We start from the raw sequence: 13006 nt of genomic DNA, 5'->3' as shown, positions 1-13006 counted from the left end.
GCTTGCGTCACGCACTTAAAAGGAGGGGGCCGATGAAAAGAAGGATTTGGATGCTTGGGCTTTTGCTTATGGGGCTATTTTTGCTTGGTGCTTGCAGTAATGATGAAGAAGACGGGGAAAAAGACAAGGACACGGGTGAAACAGCGGATATAGGTGGAGATGAGCGAATACTCACAATCGCGGTTGGTTCCGACATGGTTACGTTTGATGTGCATGATCATATCAATACGTCAACGGAAGCCATTCACGTGAATATGTTCAACTATCTTGTGAAGCGTGATAATGAGACGGGAGAAATATTGCCAGACCTTGCGGAGTCTTTCGAGAATATTGATGACCTCACTTGGGAATTCAAACTGAAAGAAGGCGTCACATTCCATAATGGTGATGAATTGACGTCAGCTGATGTGAAGTATTCGTTAGAACGAGTCGCAACCGGGGAAGAACTGAAGGATTATCCGAATTATAACCAGATTAAAGAAGTAGAGATCTTGGATGATTACCGGTTTCGTATCATCACCCATGAACCAGAGCCCGTGCTGCTCAACCGGATTTCACGGATTGCTTCAGCTATATTACCTTCCAACTATATTGAAGAAAATGGTTTTGACCACTTTTTACAAAATCCAATTGGAACAGGCCCCTTTCAATTTGTTGAGTGGGTAAGAGATGACCGGATTGTATTTGAAGTGTACGATGATTATTTTGATGGAAAAAACGAGGAATGGGATCAACTGGTTTTCCGGATTATTCCTGAGAACTCGACGAGGGTTTCTGAGTTGCTGACAGGCGGAGTTGATATTGCCGTCAATATCCCGCCGGCAGATTGGGACCGGGTGGCAGATCATGAGAATACGTATTTAGCCCAAGAGACGTCAAATCGGACATTGATGATTTTCTTAAGATCAACAGAAGGCTACCCGACTTCGGATCGGCGGGTAAGAGAAGCACTGGACCTTGCAATTGACAACCAGGCGATTATTGATAGTTTGCTAGGGGGAGCTGGTGTGCCCACGATTACACGGGTTGCACCTGGTAACTTTGGGTTTGCAGAGCATTTATATGATACGTACAACTATGACTTGGAGCGGGCGAAAGAATTGCTCGCTGAAGCAGGATTTCCGGATGGTTTTGAAATGACGTTCCACTCTCCAAGGGGCCGCTATTTGCAAGACGCGGAAGTTGCAGAAATGGTTGCTGGTATGTGGGCGCAGATTGGTGTGACAGCGAATATCGAGTTCATGGAATGGAGTAATTTTGTTGAACTCCGAAATGCCCATGAGAATGAAGATGCCTATTTACTAGGGTTAGGTAACTCGATGTTTGATGCTGCGAACGCCTTGGATTGGTATAGTGCCGACCGGTTTGAAGGGGAAACAGATTACCGGAATGATGAAGTCGAGGAGCTGCTTGCCGCGGCAATGACAAACATGGACCTTGAGGAAAGAAATGAGCAGTATATTAAGGCGCAGGAACTACTGGCAGAGGATGTCGCCCATATTGTTTTGCATATGGAATCAATCAATATTGGCGTAAGTAAAGAAATCGATTATACGCCGACAATGGATGAGATGATTTATGTAGATACGATTACAAGAAAATGATCGGCAAGGGATTTCCCGGAAGCAGACTTCAATCGTCACTTGCTTTCGGGAGAACTTTCGATTGGAAGGGGGATGACCGGTGAACTACTTTTTTAAAAGAATCTTGGAAATCATTCCCGTATTGTTGATCATTACCTTCATCGTTTTCACACTCGTCTTTATCGCCGGTGACCCGGTGGCATTGCTGTTACCGGAGGATGCAACCGCTGAAGATATCGCAGCTCTGCAAGCAGCATTAGGACTTGATGACCCTTTCTATGTACAGTACGCGAGATATGTAATGAATATGCTGCAAGGTGATTTCGGAACCTCCTTCCGTTACGGTGAGGACGCCATGCTGCTTGTCTTTGAAAGGCTTCCTGCTACTCTTGAACTTGCCATCGCTTCTATACTCGTTGCGATTATGATTGCCATACCTTTAGGCATCTGGTCTGCAACGAAAAAGAATTCAAGTATTGATTTAGTAGCAACCGGTGCGGCCGTGCTTGGAAAAGCGATGCCGAATTTTTGGTTAGGAATTATGCTTATCCTCGTATTTTCCGTAACCTATTCTATTTTCCCCGTGTCCGGGAGAGGGTCATTCGCCCATTTGATCTTACCAGCGATTACGCTTGGTACAGGGATTGCGGCGGAAATGACGCGGCTTATCCGGTCCAGTATGCTTGAAACGTTGGGACAGGATTATATCCAGACGGCCAAAAGTAAAGGATTGAGAACCGGAATTGTCGTTTACAAACATGCTTTCCGGAATACACTCGTCCCTGTCGTTACAATCATCGCACTCCAGACATCGACGCTTATCGGCGGTACATTGATTACGGAAACTGTATTTGCTTGGCCGGGAATCGGACAATTGCTTATTCAGGCAGTGAACAATCGAGATATGGCAATCGTTCAGGCATGTGTGATGGTCATTGCGTTTTTCGTCATTGTGATGAATTTGATTGCTGACTTTTTGTACCAGTTATTAGACCCGCGGATCAGGTATAAATAGGAGGTGGATGACATGCCGCAACCTAGTATCATGCAGGGACCAGCAAGGAAAAATTCGAAGCTGAAACGCTGGCTGAAGTTATTATTCCGGAGTAAAACTGGAACAGTCGGGCTTGTCATCGTAATTTCGATTGTGATTATTGCAATCTTTGCACCATGGCTTGCACCACATGAACCGAATGTGATCAATCCAGTAAATACCCATAAGCCTCCAGTTTGGATGGAAGGGGGAGATAGGGAGAATATACTTGGCACGGATAATTTGGGCCGGGATATATTAAGCCGGATTATATATGGTTCACAAATTTCCTTATTAGTCGGTATCTCTTCCGTTGTTCTGGCAGGAATCATCGGGATTCTTGTTGGACTTTTCACGGGATATTTCGGCGGATTTCTTGATACTTTTTTCATGCGGCTTGCAGATTCCTTTCTAGCCATCCCAAATATATTATTAGCTTTAGTGATGTTGGGAGTATTTGGTCCTGGTTTATTTACTTTAATCCTTGTCCTTGGCGTGACAAACTGGGTACAATATGCGCGGATTATCCGTGGCGAGGTTTTATCGATAAAGGAAAGGGATTTTGTTCGGGCGGCCAAGTCAATCGGTGTGAAACATCGCAATATTATTTTTTCTCACCTTTATCCGAATGTCATTTCTTCTTTTATCGTCGTTGCAACATTAAGTGTAGCAAGCACAATCATATTGGAATCTTCTTTAAGCTTTCTAGGTCTAGGTATTCAGCCGCCGCAAGTATCCTGGGGAACGATTCTTAGTGATGGGAGAGATTATTTGGCAACAAGCTGGTGGTTAGCGACATTCCCTGGGCTTGCCATTACCATCACTGTGTTAGGAATTATATTCCTTGGTGACTGGTTGCGGGATATTCTTGATCCGCGATCGGTGAAGTGAAGGAGGCGATGGAATGGAGCACGCATTATTAACCGTCAATCGTTTAAAAACATATTTTTATACAGAGGATGGTGTCGTTCCAGCGGTGGATGATGTCTCTTTCTCTATCCAGAAAGGGGAAATTGTTGCCATCGTCGGGGAATCCGGATCAGGGAAAAGTGTAACTTCTTTATCGGTGATGGGCTTAATTGAAGAGCCGGGAAAAATTGTCGGCGGTGAAATTCTTTTTGCAGGTAAGGATTTAGTTGGCATGTCAATGAAGAAAATGCGTGAGCTGCGCGGGAATCAGCTTGCGATGATCTTCCAAGAACCACTTACTTCCTTAAATCCAGTCTTTACAATCGGGAACCAGCTTGCTGAATCAATCCGACTCCATCAGAAGAAAAATAAAAGAGAAGCACGAATCATCGGTATCGAAATGCTGAAGAAGGTTGGTATTGCGCGGCCAGATAAAGTATATGACCAACATCCGCATGCATTAAGCGGTGGCATGCGGCAGCGCGTGATGATTGCGATGGCATTGTCCTGTAACCCGCAATTGCTAATAGCCGATGAACCGACAACAGCTCTTGATGTAACCATTCAGGCACAAATTCTCCGGTTGATGAAAGATTTGATTGAAGAATCGGGGACATCGATCCTTTTCATTACCCATGATCTTGGTGTCGTCGCCGAAATGGCCGATCAAGTGATTGTCATGTATGGTGGCCAAGTTGTGGAGCAAGCCGATGTGTATACGTTATTCAAAGAACCGAAGCATCCCTATACGAAAGGATTGATCGATAGCACGCCGAAGATAGATGAATGGAAGGAAGAACTTGTCTCCATTCCCGGCACGGTTCCCGGTCCATTTGAATTCCCGGAAGGATGTAAATTTGCTGATCGCTGTCCATTTGTAATGGATAAATGTAAGGCGGAGCGTCCAACTGTAACAAAGGTTGGAAAGGGACATGAGGTCCGTTGCTGGTTGCATGGTGAAAAGGTGGTGGATTTCAATGAGCGAGCATCCTTTACTTGAAGTGAAGGGACTTCAAAAGTCGTTCGATGTGACGAAAGGTTTTTTTAAAAAAGAAAAGCAATACCTTCGTGCGGTAAATGATGTCAGTTTTACCGTTCGAAAAGGGGAAGTACTAGGAGTTGTCGGGGAATCAGGTTGTGGCAAGTCTACCCTCGGTAATTTAATCGTTCATCTGCACGAACCGACAGCCGGAAAAATTGTCTTTGAAGGAATTGACATGTCCGCGCTTTCCCGGGAGCAATTGCGGAAACAACGGGCGGACATCCAAATGATTTTCCAAGATCCGTTCTCCTCGCTAAACCCTAGGAAACGCGTATTTGACATTATTGCTGAGCCACTAAGAACGCACCGGAATTTAAATAAGGAAGAGTTGAAACAAGAAGTATTGGATTTAATGGATTTAGTCGGGCTGAATCGTTCCTTTCTGAATCGGTATCCTCATGAATTCAGTGGGGGACAGCGTCAGCGGATTGGGATTGCAAGAGCCATTGCACTCCGACCGAAACTGATTATATGTGATGAACCGGTATCTGCTTTGGACGTATCCATTCAATCGCAAATTTTAAATCTCTTGAAAAAGTTGCAGAAGGAATTGCAGCTCACCTATATATTCATTGCCCATGGTCTGCCGGCTGTAAAACATGTAAGCGACCGAATTGCCGTTATGTATTTAGGAAAAATTGTCGAATGGACGACAAAAGAAGAACTTTTTACAAACCCGATGCATCCATATACCGAGGGGTTGCTGTCAGCAATTCCGATCCCGGATCCTACCAAGCGGAAGGAACAGCGTCCTCTATTGGAAGGGGATATCCCAAATCCGGTCAACCCGCCACCCGGTTGTAAATTCCACCCCCGTTGTCCGTATAAGACGGAGATTTGCACGCAAGTCGAGCCGGAGTTTACAGACAAGAGAGCCGGCCATTTTGTAGCTTGTCATCATCCACTTGGCGCAGAGAAATAGGCGGAGAAAAAATTATAGAGAAGGAATGTGAAGGAAATTAGTACACGTGATGTACGCCAATACCTAAAGTCTAATAAGGAGAAGTTGAAAGCGGAGTTAATAGAGTTGGTAAAGGCTGAGTCTCCAAGTCATGAAAAGTCAGCATTACTCGCTTGTGAACGAACAATCAAGCAGATATTTTCCGGCCATTTCGGAGACCGATTTACAGTTGAAACGTTCCGGATGGAAGAAACCGGTAATCATTTGAAATATGAAATACCGGAACAACCTGGACCACGGATTTTATTTTTATCTCATTATGATACGGTGTGGGGAAAAGGAGAGTTACCAATTGTTGAAAAGAAAGGCAAGATTTACGGACCAGGGATTTTTGATATGAAAGCAGGATTGCTCTGTTCGATTTGGGCGGTAAAGGCCTTGCTTGAAACGAAGGGTGGGCTCACTTTTTCTCCGGTCTTTTTATTTACAGCTGATGAAGAGATTGGTAGTCTTACTTCTAAAGAAATTATCGAAACAACGGCGAAGACTTGTGATGCGGTATTTGTGATGGAGCCGCCGACGTCAAGGAGTCATGCGCTGAAATTAGAAAGAAAAGGTGTCGGGGAATATACGATTACAGCGACGGGAAAAAGTGCGCATGCTGGAAATCATCATGAAGAAGGAGTCAGTGCTATTTTGGAAATGTCCAAGATTATTCAAAAGTTGGAAGGGCTGACAGACTATAAAAAAGGTACAACTATCAATGTTGGGAAAATAAATGGCGGTTCCGTTAGTAATGTGATTCCGGAAAAGGCTGAGATTGAAGTGGATTTCCGGGTGAAGAACAGCTGGGAAGCGAAACGGATAGAGGCCGCCATTGAATCGCTCTCCGTTAGTCATCCTGAAATTGATCTTGTCATAGAGGGCGGATTGAACCGTCCGCCATTAGAAAAAACAACTGGAAATCTGGCGTTATTTGCACTCGCTAAGCAGGCGGGGAAGAAACTCGGAATCAAAGTGAAGGGGGCAAGTGCAGGCGGTGGCAGTGATGGCAACTTCACGTCTGCCCTAGGAATTCCAACCTTGGATGGGCTTGGAATACCAGGTGGTGGGCCGCATGCAAGGAATGAACATATTAAATTTGAACATTTCCCTGGGAAGTGTGCACTTGTTGCAGTGACTTGTGAACTGCTTAGCAAGAAAAAAGGAGAGGTCATATCATAAGAGGTTGATCTATAAATGATTGACCTCTTTATTCTTGTGTTTAAGAAACGTTGAGATTTCGCTTTTGTGTTGTTGACAAATTGTCACCGGTTTGGTAGATTCGACAGAGTTAAGGCTTTTTGGAGAGGTAGGAAATCAAGTGGCTGAGTATCGATTTGAGACGTTACATAGAGTGTTGTATGATTTGATGGAGGAGAAACAATTTTCCATTAGAAGATTAAGTAGAGAATCGGGAGTAGACCATGCAACGATCTCTAAAATATTGAACGGTAAACGAAGAGCGAACATCCATCATCTTCAGAAACTGTCGAAAGGCCTAGGTACCGATGTCTTACCACTCATGCAAGCTGCAGGTTATATTGAAGAAACTGGTGAAGGAGAGCCAAATGAGCTGCAATCTGTTTTTGAAAAAATGCACCATGTATTAGCTGTAATGGATGAACATGAAAGAAAATTTACAGAGAAAGAATTACAGCAAGAAATTATTATTTACGAGGAACATAGTTTAACAGAGGAAGGGAAACAGATAATTTTGGATAACTTCCAAGCAAAGCTAGCCAAAATCGATGGCCAGGGTCCCTATATTAAACAGCTGCAATCGATGTTTTCTAGATTTATCAATAGAAAAGGATCGGTAAAGGAACTTGGTTTAATGGGAGCAGCACTTCTTTATTTTGTTGTTACGAAGGATTTGCTGCCAGACTTTCTTTTCCCGGTAGGGTTTATGGATGATGCCATCGTCGTGCAAGTCGTTATGAAACAGCTGGAAAAATAAAGAATATGGATAGAGAAGGGTTCCTATGTTTGGAAATAAAAAACAATTAGATACTACTATTTTAATAACTTTACTCGGATTATTCGTGTTCAGCATCGTGGCCGTTTATAGTGGTTCTGGCCAATATGTCGCGGATAATCCGTATCATTATGCAGTGCGGCAGGTCATTTGGTATGCGGTCGGAATCGGCATCATGCTGGCGATTGCCCGTTTTGATTATGAATTATTAAAGCGCATGGCCCCTATTTTTTACCTAGTCTGTGTCGGCCTATTGCTGCTTGTATACTTGTTTGGAACGGAAAAGAAGGGAGCCCAGCGGTGGTTAAACTTAGGATTTATTGAAATTCAGCCGACTGAATTTATGAAAATAGCGCTTATCGTATATCTTGCTTTTATTTTAAGTAAAATTGGTTCGGATAAATTATCCTTTAAGGCGAGTATTAAGCTTACGTTGAAGGTTGGCTTGATATCTATTATCCCCTTTGTACTGATTATGTTGCAGCCTGATTTAGGTTCTGCCTTAGTTATCGTTGGAATTACCGCATCGGTTCTCGTCGTTTCGAGTATATCACCTAAGATGATCGGGCTAATTTTTAGTTTAGGGACCGCGTTCATGAGTCTATTAGTTTACTTGTTTTATTTTCATCATGAATTATTTACACGTTTTTTTAAATCCCATCAGTTAGAAAGGATATATGGCTGGCTATACCCGGAGCAATATACTTCAGATTACGGGTATCAATTACAGCAGGCCTTACTAGGGATTGGATCTGGTCAGTTAGGCGGAAAGGGATTGAATCAGGGGGTGCAAGTACAGAGTGGGAATATCCCGGAAGCCCATACCGATTTCATCTTTGCGGTAGTCGGTGAAGAATTCGGCTTTATTGGGAGTAGTATTCTAATATTCATTTACTTTTTACTGATTTATCGTCTCGTGCAAATTGCAAATGAAGCAAATGATTTATTCGGTAGCTTTATTTGTATGGGGGCGGTTGGTCTTATTTCCTTGCAGGTGTTCCAAAATATCGGCATGACAATAGGAGTCACCCCAATTACTGGTATAGCTCTTCCTTTCGTCAGCTACGGGGGAAGTGCATTATTAACAAATTTCATCGTCATCGGCCTTGTACTTAGTGTACAATTAAGAACGAGAAAATATTTATTTGCTGATGGATGAGAGGATAAATGATTATGGGTAAAATTTTATTAAATAGATTGAAACACATGGATTATAGCATCATCGTGGTGACATGTCTCTTAGCCGGGTTCGGGTTGTTGATGATTTATAGCAGTAGTTATGTACTTGGCTATTTGGAATATGGATCCGCGAATCACTTTTTTAATCGACAGTTGCAGTGGTTTGGACTCAGCGTCTTCTTATTTATTTTTGTGGCGTTATTTCCTTATAAAAATTACCGGAAGCTTGCCCCGATGTTAGTCATTTTTTCAATCATACTATTAATTCTTGTGTTGGTTCCGGGAGTGGGGGTTGTCAGGAACTACTCGCAACGCTGGGTAGGGATAGGTCCCTTCACTTTTCAGCCAACAGAAATAATTAAATTATTTATGATTATCTACTTTGCATCCTTTTATTCTAAAAGTGAGGAAAAGCTTGCTTCGTTTAAGACGGGTGTGTTGCCTCCATTAATTATATTATCTGTTATGTTTATACTGATATTGAAGCAACCAGATTTAGGTTCTGCTGCATTAATTTTGTTTGCATGTGGGTTCATTATTGTCTGTTCCGGTGTAAAAGGTCGCCATTTGTTGATGTTAGGCAGTGTCGGAATAGCGATTATCGTGTATTTTATATCATCTACCTCCTACCGAATGGAGCGGGTGACTTCGTTTATGGATCCATTTGCAGATCCGGCGGGAACAGGGTATCAGCTGGTGAATGGTTATATTGCAATTGGAACCGGTGGTCTATGGGGGAATGGTCTTGGAAATAGTGTGCAAAAGCTCGGATTCCTTCCAGAGGCCCATACGGATTTCATTATGGCAGTCATTATTGAAGAATTGGGGATTTTTGGTCTCATTATATTAATGGGGGCCTATCTATTTCTCATGTTCCGCGGCGTGCAGATCGCAAAAGGGTCGACGGATATGTTCGCAAAATTGCTAGCGATAGGGATTACCTTTCAGATGATGACCCAGGTCATTATCAACCTCGGTGCCGTATCGGGGCTGATGCCAATTACCGGAGTTCCACTACCATTAATCAGTTACGGTGGATCATCCATGCTCTTCACGATGATCTCCCTAGGCATCCTAACCAACATCTCCATCAAAAACCAAATGTCAGCAGCTTGAAGTGGGACACGGGGTCAGAGCCCTTGTCGCACTTTTTTGCTTGAGTGGTTTTGAAATAAACGATTTTCATCGAATAAACTGTATTACTAGTTTCAGAGGAATTGTATAATACAAATCATTTTAATCATGCTTCAACTCTAGGTATAATGGAACTGTTGTTCATTAAAACATAATAAGAATGAATATAAAACAGAATATAAATTAGATATGGATATAAGAGTCTGGGGCTGGGACAAATGCTCTGACCCTCTGTCCCACTTTTGAAAGGAGTAGTTGTTGATGGATTATGTGTTGCCTGATGTTGTGAGTGAACGATTGGAGGTTGTGCGAAGAAGGGGTCCGGGGGAGTTTGCGTATTTGATTCGTCCGGGTGGGTATGTTCCGCCGCATATGGATTTATTAGTGGATGCGATTGTCGCACTCAGTATGGGAAAGAATGTTTTACTAAAAGGGCCGACTGGAGCGGGGAAAACGAAATTTGCGGAAACACTTTCAAATTTATTTCATCAGCCGATGTTCAGTGTGAATTGTTCTGTTGATCTCGATGCAGAAAGTTTACTCGGCTTTAAAACACTTGCATATGAAGAAGGTAAGCAAGTAATTGATTTTGTGCCGGGACCGGTTACGAATGCGATGAAAGAAGGAAGCTTTTTATATATAGATGAGGTTAATATGGCAAAGCCTGAGACGTTACCGCTTATTAACGGTGTTCTCGATTACCGCCGCACGATTACGAACCCGTTCACGAATGAAATTGTAACCGCGAAAGATGGATTTGGTGTTATTGCTGCGATCAACGAGGGGTATATTGGGACGGTTCCACTGAATGAAGCACTGAAAAACCGCTTCATTGTAATTGAAGTTCCTTATATTGAAGGGGAACAACTGAAACGACTCATTACAACTACGACGAATTTAACGGATGAAAGATTAGTCGACTTATTTGTTCGGTTATCGGGAGACTTGATCACTGCGGTCTATCAAGGTAAGTTGCCTGAAGAGGCTGCATCGATTCGCGCATTGCTCGATGCCTGTGATTTAAGTACGCTTATTACGCCGAAACGAGCGATCCTCCGAGCGATTACAGATAAGCTTGAGGAAGAAAGAGAACGTGAATTTGTTAATAATATAGCCGAAACCTTATTTTAAAAAGGAGAATACAAGATGTATCGTTTCCATGACTCACGGGTCAGAACGAATTATTATATGCAGCTGCAGGACTTGACGAGCGTGTTATCTGGCTTTGCAGAATTGAAATTTGAATATGGTTTTGGTGCTGGAGTGAATCTTGTTGATGAAAAAGTGACGGGAAGCAGATTCTGGGAAAAGCTTGATTTGGAAACACAAGTAGCCGGCTTGAAAAGTGATGTCTATCTTCGCGCAATTGGTACGATGCGATATTCTCATATACCTGAAATGCAGGAATATCTGCGAAATATTGAGGAATCGCATCTGACAAAGTTTGCAACTCAGCTATTTGCTCTATTTGAAGATATCCGCCTAGAGGAAATAATTAAAAAAGAGCGCCCGGGGACGGTTGCAATTTTCCAGACACGCAGAAAGTATTTCCAGCATTTCTTCACAAGGCAAGTATCTGCCAATGTCACGCGCAGCCGAGGATTGGATGAATTGTTTTGCCTTATTTATTTACTCATTCAGTCTAATCATCCTGATCCGGATTTCGGACGGGCGACAGAACGAGCAGAGGAAAATCTTGAGATATTGAAACCCATGCTTTATTCCATTTATGAAGCGGAAACGACTAGGGATATTACGGAAATCTGTGAAAAAATTGTATTTCGTCTAAGTGGGCTATATGAGGAAGATTCCATCAATGAGTATTTTATTTTTCCAGTGAGTGAGATTCAGCGGTATGAGAAAAATACGTTATTTGATGAACTGACGCGTACTGATGAACTCGCGAATGATGATGTAGAAGACGTGAATAAGGAAGAGAGCGAGTATTTTGATGAAACATTTTCCACTTGGCACAGGGAGAGTGAGAACGAAGACCGCAAGCAGAACTTCTTGCAGTTCGAGCTTGAGCAAGGGGCGAAATCGAGTATGCTGGGTGGAGGTGTAAGAGAAACCGAAGATGCCGATCAGGCGCTAGCAAGTATTCAAGGTGCGGCCGGGGAAAGTAAGCAGAACGATTATTCGAAAATGGAAGCACTAGATGAACAAAGTGCGCAAGATGCAAAACAAGGTAATGAGTCTGTCTATGGGGAAGAAAATACGGATGCTGTAAAGATTGTAAAGGAAGCTGAAGTGCCGAGTCCAGAAGATCAGGAGCTGTACCGGGAATATGTTGCTTCGATTGAAATGTATCAGCGCAGGCTTGCCAATACCATTCGTAAAACAATCGAGCATAAACAGACGAATCCTCGGAAAGATTTACTTATTGGTCGCTTATCGAATAAGCTGCTATCTGTTGTCCTGGAAGATAATCCGCGGATTTTTTATAAGAAAAATGAAGAATCGAATGAGTTTGATGCAGTGTTTACGTTGCTTGTTGATTGCTCAGCTTCGATGCTTGGGAAAATGGAAGAGACGAAGAAGGGAATAATTCTGTTTCATGAAGTATTGAAAGAATTGAAGATTCCTCATTCTATTATTGGTTTCTGGGAAGATGCGAATGAAGTAAGACCGGGATATTTGCCGAACTATTTCCATATAATCCATTCCCATACGGATTCATTGTACGCAAATAATGGGGCGAAAATCCTGCAATTGGAAGCGGAAGAGGATAATCGGGATGGTTTCAGTATTCGCGTGGCAGTAGAGGCGCTTGAAGCCCGGCGCGAGAAAAATAAATTCTTACTCGTATTCTCTGACGGAGAGCCTGCAGCGAGCGGCTATGACCAGAACGGAATTGTCGATACGCATGTAGCTGTATCGGAAGCTAGGAAAAAAGGAATGGATGTCATCGGAATGTTCCTTGCAGAAGGGGAAATCGAGGAAAAAGACGAATTCACGATGCAAAATATTTACGGCAAAGAACGAATCATGGTACCAACCGTCGCAGAACTACCCGAACACTTCAGCACCCTCTTGAAAAAGCTCCTACTTAAGACCATTTGAGCGGGACATTGGGGTGGGACATTGGGGTCAGAGTAATTGTCCCACATTTTGGGACAATTACTCTGACCCCAATGTCCCACTATGTTATAATATGTAAAATAGAATGAATATTATAGAAAGAAGCGATACATATTGGCGAAGCAAT

11 protein-coding genes are annotated in these 13006 nt (G+C 42.9%); all 11 read left to right on the top strand.

The features are described from left to right. The first annotated feature begins 32 nt into the window (after positions 1–32). The 11 genes from GN217_RS02440 (at position 33) to GN217_RS02390 (ending at position 12861) form a co-directional block, all read left to right on the top strand. On the top strand, positions 33–1604 hold the full coding sequence (locus GN217_RS02440; RefSeq protein WP_156854906.1) for an ABC transporter substrate-binding protein: 1572 nt from the start codon (positions 33–35) through the stop codon (positions 1602–1604). A 79-nt stretch (positions 1605–1683) separates the two neighbouring features. Beyond that, positions 1684–2598, top strand: a complete 915-nt coding sequence (locus GN217_RS02435) for an ABC transporter permease (RefSeq protein WP_156854904.1) — start codon at positions 1684–1686, stop codon at positions 2596–2598. A 12-nt stretch (positions 2599–2610) separates the two neighbouring features. Continuing rightward, positions 2611–3507, top strand: coding sequence for an ABC transporter permease (locus GN217_RS02430; protein WP_156854902.1), 897 nt, complete (start codon positions 2611–2613; stop codon positions 3505–3507). A gap of 13 nt (positions 3508–3520) precedes the next feature. Then, positions 3521–4525, top strand: a complete 1005-nt coding sequence (locus tag GN217_RS02425) for an ABC transporter ATP-binding protein (RefSeq protein ID WP_156854900.1) — start codon at positions 3521–3523, stop codon at positions 4523–4525. Further along, complete coding sequence (locus GN217_RS02420; RefSeq protein ID WP_232334303.1) at positions 4503–5489, top strand: ABC transporter ATP-binding protein; 987 nt, start codon at positions 4503–4505, stop codon at positions 5487–5489. The genes GN217_RS02425 and GN217_RS02420 overlap by 23 nt, the downstream gene beginning before the upstream one ends. 105 nt (positions 5490–5594) lie before the next feature. After that, a complete protein-coding gene (locus GN217_RS02415; protein ID WP_232334302.1) occupies positions 5595–6692 on the top strand; it encodes a M20 family metallopeptidase in 1098 nt (365 codons plus the stop codon). A 139-nt stretch (positions 6693–6831) separates the two neighbouring features. After that, positions 6832–7467, top strand: coding sequence for a DUF1232 domain-containing protein (locus tag GN217_RS02410; RefSeq protein WP_156854896.1), 636 nt, complete (start codon positions 6832–6834; stop codon positions 7465–7467). A gap of 25 nt (positions 7468–7492) precedes the next feature. Continuing rightward, positions 7493–8644 carry a rod shape-determining protein RodA gene (gene rodA, locus GN217_RS02405; RefSeq protein ID WP_156854894.1) on the top strand — a complete coding sequence of 384 codons (1152 nt, stop codon included), beginning with the start codon at positions 7493–7495 and terminating at the stop codon, positions 8642–8644. 8 nt (positions 8645–8652) lie between these two features. Next, complete coding sequence (ftsW, locus tag GN217_RS02400) at positions 8653–9780, top strand: putative lipid II flippase FtsW (RefSeq protein ID WP_156854892.1); 1128 nt, start codon at positions 8653–8655, stop codon at positions 9778–9780. 279 nt (positions 9781–10059) lie between these two features. Continuing rightward, positions 10060–10929 (top strand): ATP-binding protein, encoded by an 870-nt coding sequence (locus GN217_RS02395; protein ID WP_156854890.1) that lies wholly within the window; start codon positions 10060–10062, stop codon positions 10927–10929. Between the two features lie 15 nt (positions 10930–10944). Beyond that, on the top strand, positions 10945–12861 hold the full coding sequence (locus GN217_RS02390; protein WP_156854888.1) for a vWA domain-containing protein: 1917 nt from the start codon (positions 10945–10947) through the stop codon (positions 12859–12861). The last annotated feature ends 145 nt before the right edge of the window (positions 12862–13006 follow it).

The organism is Oceanobacillus sp. AG (genome assembly GCF_009746545.1).
Taxonomy (GTDB): Bacteria; Bacillota; Bacilli; order Bacillales; family Amphibacillaceae; genus Oceanobacillus; species Oceanobacillus indicireducens.
Note: the sequence above shows the minus strand (reverse complement) of the source record. Positions and strands in the feature narration are given on the sequence as shown.

What these genes read in the sequence shown, in the direction of transcription:
- GN217_RS02440 (WP_156854906.1), top strand. Translation starts at nt 33, where the DNA reads ATGAAAAGAAGGATTTGGATGCTTGGGCTTTTGCTTATGGGGCTATTT.
- GN217_RS02430 (WP_156854902.1), top strand. Translation starts at nt 2,611, where the DNA reads ATGCCGCAACCTAGTATCATGCAGGGACCAGCAAGGAAAAATTCGAAG.
- GN217_RS02425 (WP_156854900.1), top strand. Translation starts at nt 3,521, where the DNA reads ATGGAGCACGCATTATTAACCGTCAATCGTTTAAAAACATATTTTTAT.
- GN217_RS02420 (WP_232334303.1), top strand. Translation starts at nt 4,503, where the DNA reads ATGAGCGAGCATCCTTTACTTGAAGTGAAGGGACTTCAAAAGTCGTTC.
- rodA (WP_156854894.1), top strand. Translation starts at nt 7,493, where the DNA reads ATGTTTGGAAATAAAAAACAATTAGATACTACTATTTTAATAACTTTA.
- ftsW (WP_156854892.1), top strand. Translation starts at nt 8,653, where the DNA reads ATGATTATGGGTAAAATTTTATTAAATAGATTGAAACACATGGATTAT.
- GN217_RS02395 (WP_156854890.1), top strand. Translation starts at nt 10,060, where the DNA reads ATGGATTATGTGTTGCCTGATGTTGTGAGTGAACGATTGGAGGTTGTG.
- GN217_RS02390 (WP_156854888.1), top strand. Translation starts at nt 10,945, where the DNA reads ATGTATCGTTTCCATGACTCACGGGTCAGAACGAATTATTATATGCAG.